The organism is Phycisphaera sp. (assembly GCA_025916675.1).
Lineage (GTDB): Bacteria > Planctomycetota > Phycisphaerae > Phycisphaerales > UBA1924 > JAHCJI01.
The window spans coordinates 1,942,366-1,964,233 of record CP098402.1; the positions used below are offsets into that span (position 1 = coordinate 1,942,366).

Consider the following 21,868-nt stretch of genomic DNA (forward strand, 5'->3'; position numbering starts at 1 on the left):
GTGAAGAGGGATTCAAGCGGGCGTGGGCAGGAAGACTTGACGGGTGATCCACTGTGGCTGCTCGGGTGCATCGGCAACGATATCCAAACCCCAGAGCACGCCCTCGTCGGTACGCTCGAGTTCGGCAAATCCGTGCTCACGGTAGATCGCCTCGGCCGGTGGATTCTTCTTCGTCGGCAGGAACCATCCCCGCAGCGCCGGCGCCCCGGCCTGACGAGCGTGCTCGGCGAGCGTGGCGAGCATGCACGTCTCGACGGTTCGACCGATGACACGGCACGACATGAGGAAGCTGTCGAGTTCCCATGCCTTGCTGTTCGTATTGGCGATCATGACACCCACGATGCCGTTGTCGCCGAAGCGGTCGCGCACGCCTACCCAGTAGATGCGCCAAGCGGGATCGCCGGCCATCGACCGAATCTGCTGGACCGTGTACCGCTTGGTGGTCGTGTTCAGTTGATTGGTTTTCTGGGTAAGCTGGGCCACGCGTTCGATGATCGCCCCATCGCTTGAGGCATCCAGCAAGCCGACGTCGGCTTCCATCTCCAGCGATCGGAGGTAGTCCGCGAGTGAGCCGGCGCTGCTCTCGAGTTCGGCCCGCTGGCGCTGCTGGGCGTACATCTGGCCGCGCTTGCGATCGTCGCCGCTGAGCGCGAGGCGTTCGAAGAGCGGGCAGTTGCGTACCGCCGCGAGCATGTCGCGTGGGTGGTCGCTCGCGGGTTCGAGCACGGTGGCTTCGGGGGTCAGGCTGCGCACGAGCTCGCGTTCAACGGGGTTGTCGTCGAGAAACACCAGCGAATCGACGCCGATATTGAGATCGGCCGCGATCTCGCGGAGGTTCTGGGCCTTGTCGGTCCAGTTGACGCGCACGGCCGCGAAGTGCTCGGGCCCGAGCACCATGTGTGGGTGCTTCTCGATCACCTCCATCGCGTCGTCCGGGTTGTTCTTGCTGCACAGGGCGAGCAGGATGCCGCGGTGGTAGAGGTCGAGGGCGGCGCGTTGGATCGCCATGTAGTGGGCACCGGGGTGCTCGACACCCAGACGGATGCCTGTCGGGCCGTCCTCGCCCACAACCCCGCCCCACAGCGTGTTGTCCAGATCGAGCACCAGGCACTTTGCCTGGCGGCCCAGCGCGGGCAAGAGATGCTTCGACCACTCCCGGGCCAGCGGCAGCAGGGCCTCGGCGACCATCGGCAGGCGCACGGTCAGGAATTTGTCCTCGTCGTACCAGCGATCACGGCCGAATCGGGCGATCAGGCCGTCGTAATCGAGCACGTACACGCCCGGCATCGAGGCGGCGGCTTCGCGCAGCTTCGCGTTGACGCGATCGATCGCCGCCGATTGGGTCACAGCCTGGCCGCCCGACGATTCAAGAATTCCGGTAGCTGGCGCCGCGGGCTTCTCTAAGGCGTGCACGATCACGTGGGCCTGGCTTCGCTCCCGAAGGGCGCGCAGCGGGCCGAGGATCGCCTCGGCGACGCGGTCCGCCTCGTCGGCCAAGGCCGATCCATCGAGCGTTGCCGACTCGAACCACAACGCCGGGGAAGTGTCCCTGGTCTGCACGGCGAGCACGATGGCGTCCGGGCTGGGGTCCTGGTACACCGCCGAGGCGGGCGACAGGAGCTCCTGCGTCCAAGCGTTGAACTCGCCCAAGCGAACGCGCAGGTCGACGCCGTACTCGGCCATGCACGCACGCGCGAGGGGGACCACGGGCTCGAGGGTGAAGCTGCGGAGCACGAGCAGGTCGCAGGTCGGAGCCGCGAGCGCTGGCGCGAGCTTCTGGAACCGACCGGCGATCCAAGCCGCGCTCGACGGGGCGGCCCGCCAGTGGGCGGCCAGCATGTGGGCCGCCCGGCGGGATTCGGCCAGGCGGGAGGCCTCATCGGCAACGGCCAGCGCGGCACCGATCGCGGCATCCACGGCGTCGCGCGATGGCGGATCGATCTGGCTTGAACCCTCCTGACCCAACGGCGCTCTCCGAGTCGTCAAATACCCTGCTATCAACCAAACAAACGGCGCAAAGCGGCCTGTTAGACTATATGCCGAGGCCCACGACAACCCCCAGCAGCCGGCCTATCTACGGCCGCGGCATGGGAAAGGATCGGCCAGATTCAGGTCCGAGTTTGGGAAGCCTGGGCCGTGGGCGGAGAGGCCTCGACGGCCGGATGCCTGCGCTGGATCGATCGTTCCACAACGTCGCAGAACTCGCCGAGCAGCCGGGCCTGGGTGTACCGCTCGTCGACGTAGGCGCGGGCCTTGTCGCCCATCTCCCGCAGCCGCTCGGGTGCTAGGGCCGTGATGGCCTCGATCTGTTCGGCGCACGCGTCACCGTCGCCCTGTGCCGCGTGCCAGCCCACGTCCTGCCCGTCGAGCAGGTCGGTCACGTGGCTCGGCCGCGGTCCGACGAACAGGATGGGCCGCCCCACCGCCATCGCACCATACACCTTGCACGGATGGATGCAGCCCACCGCGGGATCGACCATGGTCACGACGTGCAGGTCGGCCGCCGAGAGCGAGAATCGCAAGCGATCGAACGGCTGGTAGGGCAGGTCGATGATGTTCGTGGGGCTGTGCTCTTCGATCACGCGGCGGACATCGGCCTTGCCCACGCCACCACCGATGAACATGAACACGAGGTCGTCGCGGTGCTGCAGCTTCAGGGCCGCGTCGAGCACGGTGGTCACGGGTGTGGTCATGCCGTGGTTGCCCGAGTACATGACCACGAACTTGCCATCCAAGCCGTGCTGCTTGCGGAAGTCGTTGTCGGCGTGTTCCACCGGTTCGACGTGGTCCTCGTGCGGCCACGGCGGCAGGATGGCCATCCGATCGCCCACGTCAACCTTCCGATTCACCCGCTCGGCCATGAAGCGATCGAGCGCGACGACGCCATCGCTCCGTCGGAGCGTGATACGGTTGCCCGCATCAAAGATGATCGCCGCCGGGTGCTTCGGGCCGATGGCACCGATCTGGATGAGCTGATCGGGATTCAGGTCCATCACCCAGAAAAACAGCGCGGCCCGCTTGAGCTTGGCCAGCAGTGTGCCGAACGCGCCCGTGAACGGCGGGCTGGTGCTCACGAACACGCCCTTGGTGTTCTTGACGAACATCCCCCGGGCGATCGCCTGGATCAAGAACAGCACGCCCGCCAGCACGCGGATGGGCAAGGCCTTCTTGCCAAAGCTCGAGAGCCCGAGGCGCCTGACTTCGACGCCGTCGAGCACTTCACGCTTCGGGTACCGAACCGACGAGTCCTCGTACCCACCTGCCGAGGCATACACAACGACCCGCCAGCCGCGTCGGACGAGTTCGGCGGCCGCGTCGTGCATGTGCTGGCCCACGCTCGCCGGATCGGGCACGTACACCTGGCTGATCATGATGATGGCGGGCTTGTCGGTCGGCATCGTTGACACTTATATCGGCTCGCCAACAGCTCGGATGTAGATCGAGGCCGGGAAGTGTCCCTCGCCCGCGCGGAGGCCTTCGGTCATTGGCATGGGCTCGTAGCCCGTGAGCGTGCCAGCCAACCCTTCGCGCTGCATGTGGTGCAGCATGGACATGCACACCTCGATCCGCCACCGGGCGTTGTCCACGAGATAGCTATACAGCAGCGTATTTTCTCGGAACTGGAATACGCCCTCGTCCAGCAATGCCGGGCCGTAATCGTACGGAAAGTAGATATCGTGGAAGTGCGCCCACGTTCCGGCAGAGAGCCGAGGCAGGATCTCGCTGACCAGCACGATGACCTCGCTGCCCGGCCGGAGCGTGTGGGTGGAATCGACGAACAGGAACCCACCATCGGCCATCGCGGCGAGCTCGTCGGAGGGCACGTCCTGGGCCTTCGCGCTGTGGAGCGTCAGCTTGCCCTCGCTCGCGAACCGCTTGAGCACGTCGGTCGGGTACGGCTCGACGCAGACCAGTTCGGGCTTGTAACCCACATCCCTAGCGGCCTCAAGGATGATGGCCGTCGAAACACCGCAGCCGACCTGCACGATCTTCGCGGGCTTTTCGCGTGCAACAAACGCGTAGAGGGCCTGGGCCTCCATGGGCCCGAACCCGCCTTCGCCGTTGGCCTCGCACGCACGATCGTGCACGCCAACCACGTCACCAGCCGCCTTGCCCGCAGCTATCCACGAGGCCAGCGTCGCGAGTTGGGTCGCCTCGGCCGCAGAGTCGATGCCGTGCATCGACATCGGCTTGCGCCATCCGGTGGTCCGGGCTAACTCGTTGAAGTCGGGAATCTCGGAATAGAAATGGTTGGGCAGCACCGTGACGCCAAAGCGCTGTGACAGCTTATTGAATTTCACGAGAAGAGCGGGCAGGGCCGCCTTGATACGTCCGATCATGCCCGCTCCTTCAGCTTCCATTCCACCCGGCTACGAGTCACTTGACCTTCTTCAACTCCTGGATGATGTACTGGAGCGTGAGCTTGTCGTTCCCCTCGGGGATATTGGGCAGCACCTGCTCGTACTGCTGCAGGGCAACCTCGATGGACTCCTTGCCGGCCTGCTTCACCTGCTCGAGCATCATCTTGGTCCGCTCGCGGTACGCCTCGGGCAGGTCCTCGAGCTTGATCTCGTCACCGCTCGCAACCTCGTTCCCCCCCGTATCCTCCTCGGCGGGTTTATCGGCATTGGCGACGAGTTCCTTCACTTCCGCGGGCAGGGCGAAGGTGTCCTTGTCGAGCGTGTTCACCTCGAGGGTGGTCAACTTCATCTCTGCCGAACCGTCGGGAAGCTGCGGGGTTTCGATCGTCATCGTGTGAAAGAACTTCACGCCATCGATCGTCTTCCAGTCGCCAAGAGTGAACTTCGCCGACTGCTTGCCCATCGGGGTCTGCTCGGTCTCGGACATGCCCATCGGCATGCCGTTGCTTGCATCGAAGAACACGTGGCGCTCACCCTCGGTATCCTCGGAATCGAATCGCACCTTGTAGCACATGCGACCGTTGAATTCTTCCCGGGCAACGACCTCTGAGCTCTCCATGCGATCGCTGAGCTTCTTCGGGTTCAGCATCTCGATGTGCAGCGAGGCCTGATCATGGAGTTGCTCGGCCTGGGCACCATCGATAAGCATGTAGCTGCCCTGGCCAACCTTCATCCATGCTGTTGTGCCATCAGTGCCTCTCATTTCATTGCTGAATGGGCTCCCGCTCTTGGTGAAACGGCCACCATCACGGGACCACTTGCTTTCAACAGTGATCGCCATGCCCTGCACGCTCATGCTCATCACCGTGTGGAGCGTCTTGACCTTCTCAATGTTTTCGCGACCGCCAACGGCCTCCACGGTCATTTCGGCGAGCTTATCGACACTGGGCAACCCTTCCTGGCTGGCCTGCGTGGCGGGCTTGGTTTCCGAGTTACCGTTGTTGTTCTGGGCAAATACTGGAGCGCCGGCAAGAGCCAGCATGAGACCCGCGGTAACCGGGCCGGCCCAGCGTGCCCGCGACATGTTGCTTGTGATCTTCTTGGACATGGAAGCAGTCTCCCTCAAGGCAAGATGTGTGTGTATTGAAACTCGGGTCTGAGTCTTGAACGGCACACGTACTTGGCGCCGCGTTAATTTCGGTGCTGTCGCGATCCTGTGGAGCGTCAGCCTCCCTGGATCTCCTTACGGAGCTCTTGGAGGATGTACCGGAGCATGTCTTTCTGTGGGCCATCGGCCAATTCATCAACCATCGGCATGTTCTGCTCGATGAATGCCCTGACGCTCTCTGGCCCCTCAGCCTTTAATGCTTCGATACGCTCGGTCGCTTCTTTCTGAGATTCGGGGGAAAGATCTTCGAACGCGATTTCGCCCTCAACCTCGAGATCTTGATCCTGGTTTGTCAGGAGTGCTTTCACTTCTTCGGGCAACGCAAATCGGTCAGGATCGACCCGATTCACTTCGATCGTTTCAAAATCGAGTTTCGTTGGTGGCGGCAGCTCGCCTTCGGGCGGCTTCGCGTTGACGATCCCGCTGCGAAAAAATAGCACGCCATCAATCTCTTCCCAGCCATCGAATGTGGTCGTGACCGTCAATGAATCTCGTGTTCGGACGTGCTCGATGGCGATCGGCAACCCGGACTCGGCGTCGTGGTGGATCGTCGTCTGCCCGCTCTTCCCGTCTCCGTACACCAACTTGTGGGTGGGCTTGCCATTGATCTGGCCGGCCACCTCGTGGTCTGCGTCGAGCCGTGTGTACCCGAAGTCGGCGAACTTCTCAATACCAAGTGCAAAGAGGTACTGCGTGGTGCTCCGGCGAGATTCCTTTAGAACTGCCTCGGGTAGCAAGGCGGTGCGCCCCGACGGGTCGAGCTGCCATCCAGTCGAGCCGACAATGCCTTGCTCAGCTTCGAAGCCTTGGATACTGAGCTTCACGACGAGCCCATTGTCGCGCGACCAGAAGATTTCGCGGGTGCCCTTGGGATCGGGGGCCGACATAGCAATCTTCATGTACACGCTCTGGATACGGTCAATCGCGTCCTGGCCACCGAGCGCTTTGATGGCCCGAGCCGCCACTTCGTCGTGCGATGGGGTCGCGATGTCCGCTTGTGCCCCTGGGGCCTCTTGCGCGTCGATCCCCCGGGTTTGAGCAGCAACGGCGGACATAGACCACGCGAAGACGACCAGCAGGATGCTCGTTGCCGCTCTGAATTCCATCACTGTGATCCTCACATCGCCTATCGAGCGGTGCCAGCGGGCTGCTTGCCCACGTGGGCACCCTTGGGTGCGGCTTCGCGTTGGGGCACCTTGCCCTGGTACTTCTTCATGTGCTCGTCGTAGATCCACTTGTAGGTCCGCTCCATGCCATCACGGAGGCGGATGGAAGGCGACCAGCCGATCTCACGCTCGATCATGTCATTATCGCTGTTGCGTCCGTTGACGCCCTTGGGCGCATCCAGATTGTACTTCCGATCCAACTTGATGCCGGCGATGTCCTCGACGATGTCGACCAGGCCGTTGATCGTGACCAGCTCGTTGCTGCCCAGGTTGAGCGGCTCGATGCAGTCGGAGTTGAGGATGCGCTGGCTGCCCTCGACGCAGTCATCGATGTACATGAACGAGCGGGTCTGCTTGCCGTCGCCCCAGATCTCGATGCCGTGGTCACCGCTGAGCTTGGCCTCGATCACCTTGCGGCACATCGCGGCGGGCGCCTTCTCGCGGCCGCCTTCCCAGGTGCCGAAGGGGCCGTACACGTTGTGGTAGCGGGCCACACGGGCGTACATGCCGAAGTCCTCGCGGAAGTGGCGACACATGCGCTCGCTGAACAGCTTCTCCCACCCGTAGCCATCCTCGGGCAGGGCGGGGTACGCGTCCTCTTCCTTCAGAGCGACGACGTCCTCGTCGGTCTGCTTGTCGCCGTTGTAGACGCACGCCGAGGAGCTGTAAAAGAATTTTTTGATGCCCGCGTCCTTGGCAGCCATCAGCATGTGGGTGTTGATGAGCACGCTGAGCATGCATTCGGCCTTGTGCGTCTCGATGAAGCCCATGCCGCCCATGTCGGCGGCAAGCTGGTAGACCTGATCGGCACCCTGGCACGCCTGCCGGCACGCATCGATGCCGTTCAGGTCGGCCACGAGGTTCTCGGCGTCGTTATGGACCTGGTACCACTCGTCCAGCGGCTTGCGATCGACCGAACGCACGCGGAAACCCTGACGCATCAGGTCCGCCGCCAGGTGACCACCGATGAAACCACCACCGCCCGCAACAACAACCAAGTCGCCCGCCATGTCCGCTCCTCATTGGGCCTGCACCGTGTCGATCCATCCGTGAAGTGCCCACCGCGTCAGGCCGTGCCGCGGGCGAGGGGTGATGGTATAGCGCTCGGGGCCGGCAACCCAGCCAGCGTGACCCCAGCCGCCGACACTGCTTCGCTGTAGGGCACGGCTGTGTTCACCCACCCGAAGGGTGTCTCTGGGCGCTCAGCGACCAATCTTCGCCCTGGAGGTAGCCCAGCCGCCGCATCAGGTCCCCGGTGTGCTCTTCGAGAAACTCGATGTCATCGGCGGTGTAGCCCGTGCGCCAGTCGAGCAACTCGGCGGCACGTTTGCGTCCTATAATGTTTGTGCTCGCTGGCACACCTGTCACCATCGCCAGCCACCGCTGGCGGCGATGCCGCATCTTCGGCGGAAGTACTGGATCGACCAACAACGGCTCCTTGCCGAGCAGCCCCGCCAGTTTCTCGACCATGGCCTTGGGCTCGGCCATCACGTCCTCGAAGCGGATCATGTTGGGTGCCGGGTCGTGATCGAGCCAGGAAAGGACGTGCTCGGCCCAGATTTGGGGCCGCGACTTGCCGTCAACTTCTTGTCGGATGTAGTTCGATAACGAGACCCTCGCTTTGGGGTTGTTACTCGCATCAAACGCCTGCAGGCTCGCCAGTACGGCCCGCACATCACGCACGCAGTAGAGCACGACGCCATCACTCAGGGCCTCGTGGCACAACTTCGCGTTCTCAGCGGGGATGTCCGGAAAATCGGGCGTGTTGTGCGTCTTGAGCGTGGGCATCTCCATCGTCCGCATCACGCGGAGGCAGGCCTCTACATCGGCGTGATGGGGATGCGATGGGCGCAGGCGATCGAGTACGAAGTACAAATAGCGATGAGGATTCACACCAAACCGGAAAGGCGGCCGGCAAGCCGCAAAGTGTCGGCGGAGCAGGTCGAGCATGAGATGCGTGCCAGAACGGCGGTGCGAGGCAACCACCACCGGCTTGACGCCCGATGGGATCAGGTTTGCTCCCGCGTCGGCGATGTGGCCGGGCTGGCTTGCCATAGATCGAGCCTAGCACAAAGCAAGGGTGGTGGCGCAGCTCTCTCAGAACGGAAAAATCAGGGGCGTTAGCACTACGGTCGTAATTCCGATAATTATGTTCATCGGTACGCCAATGCGGAGGAAGTCGGCGAAGCGGTAGCCGCCCGGGCCGTAGACCATCAGGTTGGTCTGGTATCCCAGCGGCGTGGCGAAACTCGCCGACCCACCGATCATGATGGCGATGACAAAGGGCATCAGGCTCACGTCAAGGCGATTCACGGCATCGACCGCGATGGGAAACACCAGCACCACGGCCGCGTTATTGGTGATGACCTCGGTCGCCAGGCTCGTGATGACGTAGATCGCGATCAGCACCAACCAGGGATGCGTGCCCACAACATTCAAGATGGCAAGGGCGATATCCGACGAGGCTCCCGAGACCCGCAGTGCCTCGCCCAAGCCGAGTGCGGCCCCGATCACGATGAGCACCGACCAATCGATGCTGCGGCGCGCCTCGGTGATGGTGCAGCATCGCGAGAACACCATAAGACCCGCTGCCAGCAGCGCGGCCGCCAGCATCTCGAGCACACCCAGAGCCGCGAGCGCGACCATGCCCGCCAGGAACACGATCGCCAGCGGTGCCCGCGCGTGACGGCGGGGTGTGGAATCTTCGAGCGCGCTCACCAGCAGGAAGTCGCGGGAGTTGCGATGCCGCTCGGCAAACCCAGGGTCGGCTTCGAGCAGCACGGTGTCGCCCGGCTTGAGTTCGATGTCGCCGAGCTTGCCCTTGAGTCGCTCACCCTCGCGTGCTACGGCGATGACTACGGCGTCATAGGTATTGCGGAACCGTCCCTCGCGGATCGTGCGGCCGGCCGCGGGGCTCGTGCGCGAGACTACGGCCTCGAACAAGCGTCGCCGATACCGGGGCGAGTCGAGCTTGAACACCTGATCGGTCGCGGGCGTCAGGCCTCGCAGGGCTTGCAGGTCCTTGATGGCCTCGACAACACCGGCAAAGACGAGACGATCGCCCGCTCGCAGCACCGAGTCGGGCCCCACCGCCGCCATCACGCCGCCCTCGCGCTCGACCTCGACCAGGAAGCATCCCGGCAGGTTTCGCAGGCCCGCGGCCTCGACGGTCTTGCCCGCCAGGGCGCTGCCCTCGGGCACGATCATCTCGAGGGTGTATTCTCGCGGGTCGGCCATGACGCTCGCTGGCGAGCCACGGTTGGGCAGCAGCTTCGGCCCAAGCAACAGCAGGAACGTCAGCCCCACCACGACGCAGGGCACGCCGATCCAGGTGATGTCGAACATACCGATGTCGTCAAGTTCGGTCTGGTCCATGACCATGCCCGCGACGACCAGGTTGGTACTCGTGCCGATGAGCGAGCACGTGCCGCCCAAGATCGCGGCGTAGCTAAGGGGGATCATGACCTTCGACGGCGACAGGCCGGTGCGTTTGCACCAATCGCCGACTGCCGGGATCATGAGGGCCACGACGGGCGTGTTGTTCAGGAAGGCGCTCATGCCCGCGACTGGGGCGGCCATACGGACCATGCCCGAGCGCAGGGTCCGGGGCCGGCCGAGCAAGCGGGTCGAGATCCAATCGATGCCGCCGGTCTCTTTCAGGCCCGTGACGACCACGAAGAGGACGGCCACGGTCGCCAAGCCGGTGCTGGCGAATCCGCCGATGGCCTCTTTTGGTGTCAGGACGCCCAGCGTGATGCCACCGCTCTTTGGCACCGGGACCACGAGCAGGAGCGTGAGGGCCGAGACCAGGATCGCGTCTGCGGCGATGCGCGTGAGCATGAGCGCGGCCAGCACGGCCCCGATAACGCCCAGCACGATGACCGCTTCGATGCCCATGGACCCATGTACTCCCACCAACGCCGGCCGTAATACCCGGGGGCATCATCGGCACATGGCTGGGGGTAAGCATATATGCCAGAGGGGCGGACCATGTTCAGACGCAACGGTCCATTGCGGTAAGGAGCAGGAGATAGTCAATGATCGAGAATCGGCCGTCGCCGTCGAGGTCGGCCCGGGGGTCACTGGCCTCCCAATCGACCTGGAACGAGATGAGATCAAAGACGTTGATCGAGCCGTCCTGGTTGTAGTCGGCCGTGTCGCATTGATCATCCCCGGCAAGAATCCGGAGTTGATCGAGCCAGGCTTCGGCGATCACGCGATTGCCAAAGCTCGAGAAGTGCGCGTCGTCCGTGCGCATCCCACTGGCAGCTTGTTCGAAGTATGTCCCAACCCGCGGATGGCCGACCGCAAAAACGGCGGGCACGCCTGCTGCATCTGCCTGATCCCGGAGGAAATTGTGCCATCGTTCGTGCGATGAATGGGCATGTACCGCGTCGGATGCCCAGATGATCTCGGCGTCCGCGCCGAGGCCATCTCGGAGCGCGTCGAGATAGTCAAGCATCGTGGCCGGCATCGAGCTCTGGCCCGCGATGCCCTGGATCCAGACATCGGCTTGAGTCTCTCGGGCCCAGGCCGCGGGTGCCCCGGGGAACGAGTTTTCCAGTTGTGGGGTGTAGCCCTGACCGCCTTGGCCGGCGGTGCCGAAGATGTAGCCGTCCACGTCCGGGCGCCAGGCGCTGATGCCGCACACCATGACGCCCATGTTGTCGTCGGCGGCCGCCCTGAGGACCTGGCCGCGCCAATTCTGGTCGTCAGACTCTGGAACCGCGTCGAAGCGATGCTCGACCGATACGAATCGCCACGGGCCAATACGCATATCCGCGCCCGCCTCGGGGCGTACGCCGAAGGGATGAGAGAATTGCGCGGTCGTCGTTTCGATGCCAGCGATAACGCCCACGACAACCGAGACAGCGCCACGCCCCGGACCGCTCGTGATGACGACGGCGTCGCCTACCCGTACGTCGACCCGATCGTTCAAAGTCAACTCGGTATCGCTAAGGAAGATATCATCGCCGCTGAGTTCCCGGACCACCCGAGTCGTATCAAGGGCGAGATGTTCGACATCGCCGAGCACGATTCCCTCACCATCCTGCATCACGCCCCGCTCGGGATACCACTGGAGTTCGCTCGAACCGGGGAAGGCCAACAGCGTTGACCGAACGACAAGCGGAGCATCGGCGACCAACAGGCTGTCGGAGACCGGACCGCACCGCAGGTGGTACTCACCGCCCGGAGAGATATTGGACACCGGTCCGGGGCCGCGGCTGACGCTCGGCAGCGTACCAGACCCAAAGCGGGTAAAGTCGGCCCAACCGTCGGTGCGAGAGTGGAATGACCGGACCAGCACCGTCAGGGGACTGGTTAAGCCGGTATCCAGGCCAAACCACCCCCCGCGCGCGTCGAGCAGCGTCGAGGGACGCATCAGCACGCCCGCGGTCTGAGGTAATAGCGTTTGGACAAACCCGTGCGCGAAATTCTCTGGCCAAGGCTGCGGCGTGAGGGAGCCCCGCGTGCCCCGGCTGTTCGCGCTCACCATCACGCGGACGAGACCGCTGGGCTCGGTTGCCAGCATGCGAGCCATAGGCCCAAGCTCGCCGATCGGCTCGGTGGGTGCATCGAAGGGTGCTGACTCAATCTGGAAGAAGCCCCCGAGGCCGGGCTCGAGACGGCTGCGATGCACCGCGCCACTGGCCTGCTCCACCGGCAACACGGCACGGAACGCAAAACTAAACCTCGGATCGACGAGCGTGGGCTGCGTCAGCATGAAGATGTTGCTGGTGTTGACCTCGGCACCCGGCCAGGACGCCTTCGCTAGTTCGCCACCCGGGCCGTTGGGCCTCGAACACATCCCATGGAAGGCCAGCAACTGCCCACCACGCCAACCGTTCATCAACCCACCGTCAACTTGGGTATCGAGTCGGTACGGGCCGTAATAGTCTCGGCTGCGCCAAACTGCATCGAGATCAACGCCGTTGAGCGGATGATCACGAATGACCAGGGCTTCGTACTGCAGCATGGCTGCCGGCACATCGGGATGCAATGAGCCGATCACCAGGCCTGCGGTGTCTGGCAGGAATTCAGTATCATGTACCACAGGCGTCGCGCGAGAGAGAGAAACGGGCCCGACGGGCATGCTCGGACCAACGGCCGGATCACCTGCGGGCCTGGCCGCACGCATCAGCGACCGGCCGCTACCAACGGGTTCGAGACGACACGAATCGGACGGGATGTCGCCCTCGGCCGAGCCATCGGGCTGGGTGGCGAGCCACGCCCGGGCGGTATCGCCGCGATGATCCATGGAGATTGCGAGGAGGTGCCATCGGCCCCCACGGAGCGGGCTATCGATCCTTAAAACGGCCCCTTGGTGGGCGTGCCGGGCCTTGACTGACAAACCATGAACATCGACCTCCACCATGAGGCGACCACCGATCGAGATCAGTGAACTCGGTTCGGTGACCGCCTCGGGCGCATAGATCCAGACCAAGATCGACCACTGGCCGCGTGCGAGCGCGTCGGGGAGGGTCTCGGGCGCGATCTTGATCCTGGCGGTCGGATGGCTGATTCTCACCCCTGCATCGGCAGAATATACCGTACATAATACGGCAATCAATGCCATGCTATACCTGATAACCCTCGAATTGGACATGCGGCCCCTCTCCCTGGCCGTTGCGACTTGCACGGCCCTGCCCCCAACACATTTTCTTTCACAAATGGCTGGCGTGCCACAAAAATGAGCGCATATTTGAAATGTCTTGTCTCTCTCCTCCTAAACACGATGCCTGGTTGCTGCCGGACATCGTGTTTTTTTTGTGCGCCAACGCGTGCAGCTCTGCCCACGAATGCCATCCGTGGGTTTTGTGTTTGATGGGGTGTGGCCCGGCTGCCCTAGCGGGCGTGCTTGGGATCGAACGCGTCTTGCAGCGCGTCGCTGAAGACGTTGAAGGCCAGCACCAAGCCGAACATGAACGCGGTGGCCGAGCCGATCTGCCAGAAGAACTGCTTGAGTACCTCGCCGCGCGACTCGCTGATCATCACGCCCCAACTCGGCTGGCCCTGCACGCCGATGCCCAGGAAGCTGAGGATGACCTCGCTCTTGATGGCACCGATGAAGATGAGCGAGAAGTTGATGAACACCAGGAAGAGCACGTTGGGGATGATGTGCTTGCGCATGATGTAGAACCGGCCCGCTCCCAGCGCCGTGGCGCTCTGCACGTAATCGAGCGAGCGGATCTTGAGCGCCTCGCCGCGGATCTGCCGGCACGGGGCGATCCAGAATGTGACGCCGAAGGCCACGTACATCGGGATGAGGGTCTGGTGGACCTTCACGCCGTCGGTGAACGGCACCGTGACTTCCATGGAACCGAAGACGAATGCCACGACCGTGAGCAGCACGATGTAGGGGACGCTCGAGAGCGTCGAGTAGAGCCAGACGATGGCGTGGTCGACCCAGCCGCCGAAGAAGCCGGCCATCGCGCCGAGGAACGCCCCCACCACAACCGCGATGATCGCCGACACCAGGCCGACCTGCGTGGCCACCCGGATGGAGTAGACCGCGCGCCACATGATGGACCGGCCCTGCGAGTCGGTGCCCAGCAAGAGACGCATGTTGTACATGAACCCACCGAAGCCAGCAGGATCGGGCAGCACAGCATCAACACGCTCGTCGAGCACGTCGAGAGCGGTGAGCAATTCCGTGTATGCTTCGTCAGTATCCTGCTTCAGTGTATCGATACGCTGTTGTGCAGCCTGCGCATCTGCTTCGCTGACTGCGGTACGAACTTCCTCCCGAGCGTCGGCCAAGTCATCCAGGAGGTTCTCGTAGTCCTCGTAGATAATGTCGACCTCGTCTAACTGGTCGTACGCGGCCATGACAAGCGTATCGATCTCTTCGATCGGGGCATCGACCACTCGTAACTCGGCAAAGTTGACGTCGCGCAAGGCGGCTTCGGGATCTTCACGATCGAGCTCGCGCTCGACCTGTGAGAGCATGTAGTCGGCGTGCTGGAGCCGCGTGTCCGCATCTGCCTGCTCGAAGAACCCCGGCAGGCTGTCGGGCCCGACACGCTCGGTCGCCCGGGCCATCGAGAGCTCCTTGACGATGAACGTGTCGGCCAGGCGGTCGCCCGAGATGGCGTTAACCAGCTGCGCGCCGATGATGAGCACGGCGATGGAGATGTAGACAGAGATAACACCAAGGGCGACGACGGCCGCACGATCGCGCACGAAGGTGCGGAACGCGCGCGAGCGGCGGAAGGCCTTGAACCACCCCTGCTTGCCCTGGGCCAGCTCGCCCTCGATCTTGCGATCCAACAGTGATCCGCTCAACGTGCAGCCCCTCTCACTTGAGTGTCACCCGTGGATCGACGACGGCGTACAGCACGTCGGTGAGGATAATGGTGAAGATGAAGATGGCCGCGAGCAGGGCCGTGATGGCCTCGACGACTGGAAAATCCTTGTTCGTGATAGCCGTAAATAACTGCTGGCCCATGCCCGGGATACGGAAGTAGATCTCGACAAGCAGCGAGCCCATGATGATGAACGGCAGTGAGATCATCACCCGGGTGATGATGGGGATGAGCGCGTTTCGCAGCATGTGGCGGTACATCACCCGCCGGTTGCTGGCACCCTTGGCGCGTGCGGTGCGGATGTAATCCTTGTTGCACTCTTCGACCATCACGGCACGGTAGAAGCGTGTGTCATAGCCCATCGCCACGATGACGCCGATGATTACGGGCAGCAGGCAGTAATACGGCCAGCCGCTCAATGCCTTGGGCACGCCGGCGATCCAACCCCACAGCGTGCGGAAGAAGCCGGGGTTCTCGATGCCCTTGTCCTGCAATTGCATCTGCACGTCCGACCACAATGGCAGCACGGGTTCGTACCCCGAGACGGCGAAAATCTCCAGATCGAATGCGAGCCTGGGCCATTGGGCCCCAAAATATTGACCCACGATAACGTACACCAGATAGCTGATGCTCATGCCCAGCACGGCAAGGAACATCACGCCGCGATCGAGCGGCCGGCCGCGATTGAATGACGCGAGCAGGCCCAGACTTGTGGAAATGAGCGTGGTGAGGATGAGCACCGGCAGCGTGACCGACAAGCTCGGTACGATCGATGTCGAGATGATTTCGCCGACACTCTGGCTCTCGACCGACCAGCTCTTCTGATCGAAACGCAGCGTCACGATCCGTTTCAGCGCCGCAAAATACTGGTTATCCCAGAGGCTGCGGCCGAACTGCCCGATCGTCCACGGATCGTCGACGACCTCGACGTTGGCCAGGTCGGGGTCGGCGTCGACCACGAACGGCTCTGGCAACTCGCCCTCGTTCACACGCACCGGCTCGACGCGGATCGCGTCGATCACCGCACCCTTGCTCGAATCATCGAGAACGCGGACGGTGAACGATTCGCCCTTGGATAGGTCGACGCTGCCCAGGTCGTTCCAGCCCACGCCGTCGATCTCGACGGACCGCGCCGGGCGGGTCTGGTCCATCGAGACCGTTCGCAGCGCGATGTCGCCCTCGATCAGGCGGACCCACACAAGCCCGGCCTCGCCGACGGATTCAGGGTTTCCTTCCTCGTCCTCGATCGAGGGCCAGGTTGTCTGCACCTTGTACGTGCCGGCGGGCAGGTCGAAGGTCCACTGGACGTAGCCCTTGCCCGTGCCACGGCCCTTCTCGAGGTAATCACCACCGACGCCGCCCTCGCGCACCTGCCAGGTGCGTCCGCCGATCTGCCAGTCACCCAGCAGCGGCTTGTCGAGCCCGAAGTCGGTGCGTTTGGTGCTGTACTGGTCGTACGTCGGATACTTGCCCAGATACGCCGTCACCGGATCGGTGAGGCGCAGCAGAATCATCAGGAAGAGGATCACCCCCATGTACACGGGGATGTTGTACAAGATGCGTCGGAGGACGTACGCCCACATGCCGGTTTAGCCGCCTTTCGTGACTGGTGACCGGCTCAGCGGGTCTGGTTGGTGTCGCAGTACTTGAACCACGACCAGAATCGCTGCGTGGGCTTGGCGTTTTCCATGTGGTCGTTGATCATGAAGTAACGGTTGCGCGCCAGGGCACCGACGTACGGCGCGTCGGCGATGATCATGTCACGCATCTTCGTGTACAGCGCGGTCCGCTCGGGGCCAGGCTCCATGAGACGGGCCGTCTCGTACATCTCATCGAACTCGGGGCGGTTGTAGTTGCCGTGGTTGCTGCCCGGCGCGGCGTTGGGCGAGTAGAAGAGCGCCAGGTTATTCTCGGCGTCGGGGTAGTCGCTGGCCCAGGCGAAGCCAAAGAACGGCACCTCGCGGCGGTTGACACGCGCGATCAGGTCTGGGAAGTCGACCAGCACGGGTTCGAGGCGGACGCCGACCTCGGCGAGCTGGCGGACCAGCATGTCGGTCATTTCCTTGTTCTTGCCGCCGCGGCTGGTGACGTACTCGATGGGCGGCAAACCCTCTCCGTTGGGATAGCCGGCCAGCGCGAGCTGCTCGCGTGCGGCTTCCAGGTTCGGCCCCATCCAGCTCTCTTCGACCCGGTGGCCCTCGGGGTGGGCGTCCAGGCCAGGGGGGATCGGACCGTCGTAGATGGTGCATAGCCCGGCGTAGTAGGACTCGTTGATCTCGTTGAGGTCGGCCGCCAGGCTGATGGCGCGCCGCAGGGCGATCTTCTCGGGGGTGTACCCGCCGACCAGCTCGTCTTCCATGTTGAACGTGCGGAAGATGAAGTCGAGCTGCGGCTCGACAACGTACTCAACGCCGTTGCGACGCAGGCCGCGATCCATGCGCTTGGTGCGGGGATTGAAGGCCTTCTCGAAGAAGTCGAAGGGCAGCTCGATGAAGCCGAGCTTGCCGTTCTCGAAGTCGAGCCACAGCGGGTTGTCCTCGACGTACATCGAGAACTCGAGGCGATCGACCATCGGGATGCGTTGGCCGGCGGCCTTGTCCAAGCCGCGTTCGATGTCGGCCGACGACCAGCCCTCGCTGGGGTAGTAGGCTTCGCGGTAGTTGGGGTTCTTGACGACGGTGAAGGACTGCTTGGGACGCCACTCGCGGAACATGAACGGGCCGGTGCCCACGGGATTGGCCGAGAAGGCGTTCTCGCCGTTGGCGTTGTAGTACTCGACCGCCTCACGCGGCACGATGGAGGTCTGGAACATCTGGAGCACCCAGATGAAGCGGTAGATGGGCTCCTTGAGCACGACCTCGAACTCGGTGTCGCTGAGCTTCCGGAAGCCCTCCACGGGCGCGTCATAGTCGAACTGCGGGGCCTGGTCCTGGCGGGCCTTGTACTCATCGAAGCCCACGATGGTGTCGGCCAGCAGCCACCAGTTCTTGCCCTCGCTCGCACGCTGGTCGGCCAGACGCTTCAGCGAGTAGAAGAAGTCGTCGCTCTTGACCGCCCGGCCCTTGCCATTGGGGAAGCACTCGTTGTCGTGGAACTTCGCGTCCTCGCGAAGCTTGAACTTCCAGACCTTACGGCCCTGGTCGTCGGTGTAGCTGGTGGGCATCTCGGCCAGCAGCAGCGGCTCGATCTCATTGGGATTGGTGTACTTGGGCTGCAGCAGCGTCTCGTATACCTGCGTGCAGGCCATGTTGTCGTAGGTTGTCGAGCCTTGGGCGGGGTCGAGCGTGTTTGGGCCCACGGTGCGCATCGGCAGGCGGAGTACGGTCTCCTGGGCCGGAGCCAGGCTGGCCAGCACGGCCAGGGTGGCCAGAGCCATCGCCAAAATTGTTCGATATCTGTTTGCAGTCACCGCTGGCCTCCTTTTCGGTCGGGCCCACCTGGGCTTGATCCATATCCCTGAGGATGCAGGGTACCGGGTCGCCCCGTCTGCGCCAACTTCTTGGTCGCAAACAGGTTCGCGCTGGTCCCTGGGCAACAATACCGTCGAGAGGGGACCCGGGCGGCATGGAACATTTCCCCACCCGGGCCGACGCGAGTTGGCCTACCCATTGGTCGATAACGGGGTGGGACCAACCCCAGGAGGTGGGCTGTGAAGGGCGTAATACTGGCAGGCGGGCTCGGCACACGGCTACGGCCGCTGACATTGGTTACGAACAAACACCTATTACCGGTGTTCGATCGGCCCATGATCTATTACCCCATCGAGTGCCTCATGAATGCTGGCATCAGCGAGATCCTCATCGTCACCGGCGGCGAGCACGCGGGCGACTTCCTCAAGCTTCTTAAGAACGGGCAGGACCTGGGCGTGAAGCGGCTGGCGTACGCCTACCAGGAGGGCGAGGGCGGCATCGCCGACGCGCTCCGCCTGGCCAAGGACTTCGCCGACGGCGAGAAGATCTGCGTCGTGCTGGGCGACAACATCATCGAGGGCAACCTCAAGAAGGCCGCCGGCGAGTTCTTCACGCAGAAGAGCGGCGCCAAACTGCTGCTCAAGACCGTGGACGACCCCGAGCGATTTGGTGTGGTGCGCTTCGACGGCGATGGACCCGATGCGAAGATCGCCGAGATCATCGAGAAGCCGCAGGACCCGCCCAGCAATAGCGCGGTGACGGGCATCTACTTCTACGACTCGGACGTGTTCGACATGTGCGAGGGCCTCGAGCCCAGCGCCCGTGGTGAGCTCGAGATCACCGACGTGAACAACTACTACCTGAAGCGTGGCGACCTGACGTACGACACGCTCGAGGGCTGGTGGACCGACGCGGGCACGTTCGAGAGCCTGCACCGCGCCTCGACCATGGTGCGGGAGGGTGGAGCCAACCACACCCAGATGCCAGCAGCCGCAGGAGCCCACGCATGAGCAGCGCCGTGACGGACATGCCCACCGCCGCCGAAGCGCGCAAGCCCGAGCCCATCCGCACGGTCCAGCTCTCGCCGGCCGAAGCGTTCGAGATGGCCAAGGAGGAGCTCGAGCCGCTGCTGATCCCCGCGTCGATCTTCGCCGACGACCGCGGCTGGTCGGTCATGAACCTGATGCAGGGCGTGCTGGGGCCGGCCGGCCAGATCAACTACTCGGTCATGTACCCCAGCGTCATCAAGGCCTGGCACCGCCACACCAAGCAGACCGACTTCTGGCTGTGCATCAACGGGCACGTCAAGACCGGGATCTTCCGCGAGAGCGACGGCCGCCGCTGGATGGCCGTCGTCGGCGAACGCCGGCCGGGGGTGGTGATCATCCCCCCACCGCTGTGGCACGGCTGCGCGACCGTGGGCCACGAGCCGGCGGGGTTGTTGTACTACGTGACACACCAGTACGACCCGAGTACGCCCGACGAGTTCCGCATGGGGCATGACGCGGTCGAGGCGTTCCCGTGGGGCGTGCAGCACGGATGAGCGAGTTCGCTGGCAAATCGGTTCTTGTGCTTGGTGGCACCGGCATGCTTGGCCGTGCGCTGATGGCCGAACTCTCGGCCCGAGAGATCCAGTTCACCACGCTCTCGCGCGATGAGATCGATCTGGCAGAGCCCGACACGATTGCCAGTATGCAGCCGTGTGATGTCCTGTTCAACTGTGCGGCGTGGACCGATGTGGACGGTACCGAAGCGCACGAACCCGAGGCAACAAGGGCCAACGGCCACGCGATCGAGCAAATTCTTGGGGCGGGCAAGGCCGAATTGCTGGTCACCTTCGGCTCGGACTATGTTTTCGACGGTTCAGGCGTTGAGCCCTATCCGGTTGACCACACTCGCTCACCCGTGAACGCTTACGGCCGGTCCAAGGCTGTGGGCGAGGAAGCAATGGAAGCCGCCAACGAGGATCGCTGGCTGCACCTGCGTACGAGTTGGCTGTACGCGCCCTGGGGCAAGAACTTCGTGCTCACCATGCGCAAGCTGCTAGCCGAAAAGCCCTCGCTCTCAGTCGTCGACGATCAACGTGGCCGACCAACATCTGCCGAGCACCTGGCACGCTGCGCGATCGATCTTGCGCTGAACGAGAATCGCGGCCACTGGCACGCCACCGATGGCGGCGAATGCACCTGGTACGAGTTCGCTCAGGAAATCAAGCGCCTTACCGGCGCAACGGCAGACATCGAACCCTGCACGAGCGACGAATTCCCACGCCCCGCCAAGCGCCCGGCGTACAGCGTGCTGGACATCAGCAAGACCGAGGCCGAGCTGGGCCCGATGCCCCACTGGAAGGACAACCTGGCCGACGTGCTGCGTCGCGTGCCGGAAGGGATCACCAATGCCTGAGACGAGAACGTTCAAGCACTTGCTCGTGACGGGTGGCTGTGGCTTTATTGGATCGAACTTCGTGCGTTATCTGCTCGAAGCCCGGCCTGAAGTGCGCATCACAAATCTCGATGTGCTGACGTATTCGGGCAACCTCGAAAATCTCACGGGCATCGAAGACAACCCGAATTACACGTTCGTCAAGGGCGACATCGCCGACGGCGAACTGGTAGCCGGGCTGCTGGCCGAGTGCGACGGCGTCGTGAATTTCGCCGCCGAGAGCCACGTCGATCGCTCGATCCAGGACGCCTCGCCCTTCATCACCAGCAACGTGCTGGGCGCGCAGGTGCTGCTGCAGGCGTGTCGCAATACCTGGGGCGACGAGGGCAAGGCCGGCCGCTTCTTGCAAGTCGGCACCGACGAGGTGTACGGCTCGCTTCCCATCGACAAGCCCGAGGAACTCTTCACCGAGACCACGCCGCTCGATCCATCGAGCCCGTACTCGGCTTCGAAAGCCGCCGCCGACATGCTCGCGATGGCCTTCCACCGCACCTTCGGCATGGACGTGCTCGTCACGCGGTGCAGCAACAACTACGGGCCCTACCAGTTCCCCGAGAAGGTCATCCCGCTGTTTGTGACCAACCTGATGCAGGGCGAGCAGGTGCCGCTGTATGGCGATGGCAAGAACGTGCGCGACTGGCTGCATGTGGTCGACCACTGCGAGGCCATCCTCTCCGTCTTGGAAGGCGGCCGCGTGGGCGAGGTCTACAACATCGGCGGCAACAACGAGCGCAGCAATCTGGAACTCACGCACGCCATCCTTGACGTCATGGGCCAGGGCAAAGACATGATCCGCCCCGTGGCCGACCGGCTGGGCCACGACCGTCGCTACGCCATCGATGCCAGCAAGATGCGCAATGAACTGGGCTGGGAGCCCACGCGCAGCGCCTGGCCCAACGGCCTGGAAGACACCATCCGCTGGTACCAGGACAATACCGAATGGTGGCAGCGCGTGCGCAGCGGGGCGTATCGCGACTACTACGAGAAGATGTACGGCGCGACCGCCCGATAGCCC

General features: G+C 63.5%; 16 protein-coding genes. 4 read left to right on the top strand and 12 right to left on the bottom strand.

The window, feature by feature from the left end; genetic code table 11:
• Positions 1-12 precede the first annotated feature (12 nt).
• The 12 genes from NCW75_08345 to NCW75_08400 form a co-directional block, all read right to left on the bottom strand.
• On the bottom strand, positions 13-1,965 hold the full coding sequence (locus NCW75_08345; protein ID UYV11313.1) for an HAD-IIIC family phosphatase: 1,953 nt from the start codon (positions 1,963-1,965) through the stop codon (positions 13-15).
• Positions 1,966-2,108: 143 nt separating this feature from the next.
• Positions 2,109-3,398, bottom strand: coding sequence for a glycosyltransferase family 4 protein (locus NCW75_08350; protein UYV11314.1), 1,290 nt, complete (start codon positions 3,396-3,398; stop codon positions 2,109-2,111).
• A 9-nt stretch (positions 3,399-3,407) separates the two neighbouring features.
• The gene (locus tag NCW75_08355) at positions 3,408-4,340 is read right to left on the bottom strand and encodes a class I SAM-dependent methyltransferase (protein UYV11315.1); all 933 of its coding nucleotides are present in this window, start codon (positions 4,338-4,340) and stop codon (positions 3,408-3,410) included.
• 37 nt (positions 4,341-4,377) lie between these two features.
• Positions 4,378-5,469: a hypothetical protein gene (locus tag NCW75_08360; GenBank protein UYV11316.1), complete on the bottom strand. Its 1,092-nt coding sequence runs from the start codon at positions 5,467-5,469 to the stop codon at positions 4,378-4,380.
• A gap of 116 nt (positions 5,470-5,585) precedes the next feature.
• The gene (locus NCW75_08365) at positions 5,586-6,650 is read right to left on the bottom strand and encodes a hypothetical protein (GenBank protein ID UYV11317.1); all 1,065 of its coding nucleotides are present in this window, start codon (positions 6,648-6,650) and stop codon (positions 5,586-5,588) included.
• A gap of 5 nt (positions 6,651-6,655) precedes the next feature.
• The gene (locus NCW75_08370) at positions 6,656-7,705 is read right to left on the bottom strand and encodes an NAD-dependent epimerase/dehydratase family protein (GenBank protein ID UYV11318.1); all 1,050 of its coding nucleotides are present in this window, start codon (positions 7,703-7,705) and stop codon (positions 6,656-6,658) included.
• Positions 7,706-7,868: 163 nt separating this feature from the next.
• On the bottom strand, positions 7,869-8,750 hold the full coding sequence (locus NCW75_08375) for a sulfotransferase domain-containing protein (GenBank protein ID UYV11319.1): 882 nt from the start codon (positions 8,748-8,750) through the stop codon (positions 7,869-7,871).
• Positions 8,751-8,792: 42 nt separating this feature from the next.
• Complete coding sequence (locus NCW75_08380) at positions 8,793-10,592, bottom strand: SLC13 family permease (GenBank protein UYV11320.1); 1,800 nt, start codon at positions 10,590-10,592, stop codon at positions 8,793-8,795.
• Between the two features lie 97 nt (positions 10,593-10,689).
• Entirely contained in the window at positions 10,690-13,272 is a 2,583-nt protein-coding gene (locus tag NCW75_08385) for a hypothetical protein (protein ID UYV11321.1), read from the bottom strand.
• 269 nt (positions 13,273-13,541) lie between these two features.
• Positions 13,542-14,981 carry an ABC transporter permease subunit gene (locus NCW75_08390; protein ID UYV11322.1) on the bottom strand — a complete coding sequence of 480 codons (1,440 nt, stop codon included), beginning with the start codon at positions 14,979-14,981 and terminating at the stop codon, positions 13,542-13,544.
• Positions 14,982-14,994: 13 nt separating this feature from the next.
• The gene (locus NCW75_08395) at positions 14,995-16,584 is read right to left on the bottom strand and encodes an ABC transporter permease subunit (GenBank protein UYV11323.1); all 1,590 of its coding nucleotides are present in this window, start codon (positions 16,582-16,584) and stop codon (positions 14,995-14,997) included.
• Positions 16,585-16,619: 35 nt separating this feature from the next.
• The gene (locus tag NCW75_08400; GenBank protein UYV11324.1) at positions 16,620-18,377 is read right to left on the bottom strand and encodes an ABC transporter substrate-binding protein; all 1,758 of its coding nucleotides are present in this window, start codon (positions 18,375-18,377) and stop codon (positions 16,620-16,622) included.
• Positions 18,378-18,650: 273 nt separating this feature from the next.
• Here NCW75_08400 and NCW75_08405 point away from each other — a divergent pair, with 273 nt between their 5' ends.
• From NCW75_08405 to rfbB, 4 genes are read left to right on the top strand one after another with little or no spacing between them, the layout of a single operon-like run.
• The gene (locus tag NCW75_08405) at positions 18,651-19,421 is read left to right on the top strand and encodes a sugar phosphate nucleotidyltransferase (protein ID UYV11325.1); all 771 of its coding nucleotides are present in this window, start codon (positions 18,651-18,653) and stop codon (positions 19,419-19,421) included.
• Positions 19,418-19,954, top strand: a complete 537-nt coding sequence (locus tag NCW75_08410) for a hypothetical protein (GenBank protein ID UYV11326.1) — start codon at positions 19,418-19,420, stop codon at positions 19,952-19,954. Before NCW75_08405 ends, NCW75_08410 begins: the two co-directional genes overlap by 4 nt.
• Positions 19,951-20,814 carry a dTDP-4-dehydrorhamnose reductase gene (gene rfbD, locus NCW75_08415; protein UYV11327.1) on the top strand — a complete coding sequence of 288 codons (864 nt, stop codon included), beginning with the start codon at positions 19,951-19,953 and terminating at the stop codon, positions 20,812-20,814. Before NCW75_08410 ends, rfbD begins: the two co-directional genes overlap by 4 nt.
• A complete protein-coding gene (gene rfbB / locus NCW75_08420) occupies positions 20,807-21,865 on the top strand; it encodes a dTDP-glucose 4,6-dehydratase (GenBank protein UYV11328.1) in 1,059 nt (352 codons plus the stop codon). Before rfbD ends, rfbB begins: the two co-directional genes overlap by 8 nt.
• The last annotated feature ends 3 nt before the right edge of the window (positions 21,866-21,868 follow it).

Coding starts and splice junctions, on each gene's coding strand:
- NCW75_08350 (UYV11314.1), bottom strand. CDS start 3,398: ATGCCGACCGACAAGCCCGCCATCATCATGATCAGCCAGGTGTACGTG.
- NCW75_08360 (UYV11316.1), bottom strand. CDS start 5,469: ATGTCCAAGAAGATCACAAGCAACATGTCGCGGGCACGCTGGGCCGGC.
- NCW75_08395 (UYV11323.1), bottom strand. CDS start 16,584: ATGTGGGCGTACGTCCTCCGACGCATCTTGTACAACATCCCCGTGTAC.
- NCW75_08380 (UYV11320.1), bottom strand. CDS start 10,592: ATGGGCATCGAAGCGGTCATCGTGCTGGGCGTTATCGGGGCCGTGCTG.
- NCW75_08400 (UYV11324.1), bottom strand. CDS start 18,377: ATGGCTCTGGCCACCCTGGCCGTGCTGGCCAGCCTGGCTCCGGCCCAG.
- NCW75_08410 (UYV11326.1), top strand. CDS start 19,418: ATGAGCAGCGCCGTGACGGACATGCCCACCGCCGCCGAAGCGCGCAAG.
- NCW75_08385 (UYV11321.1), bottom strand. CDS start 13,272: ATGGCATTGATTGCCGTATTATGTACGGTATATTCTGCCGATGCAGGG.
- rfbB (UYV11328.1), top strand. CDS start 20,807: ATGCCTGAGACGAGAACGTTCAAGCACTTGCTCGTGACGGGTGGCTGT.
- rfbD (UYV11327.1), top strand. CDS start 19,951: ATGAGCGAGTTCGCTGGCAAATCGGTTCTTGTGCTTGGTGGCACCGGC.
- NCW75_08355 (UYV11315.1), bottom strand. CDS start 4,340: ATGATCGGACGTATCAAGGCGGCCCTGCCCGCTCTTCTCGTGAAATTC.
- NCW75_08370 (UYV11318.1), bottom strand. CDS start 7,705: ATGGCGGGCGACTTGGTTGTTGTTGCGGGCGGTGGTGGTTTCATCGGT.
- NCW75_08375 (UYV11319.1), bottom strand. CDS start 8,750: ATGGCAAGCCAGCCCGGCCACATCGCCGACGCGGGAGCAAACCTGATC.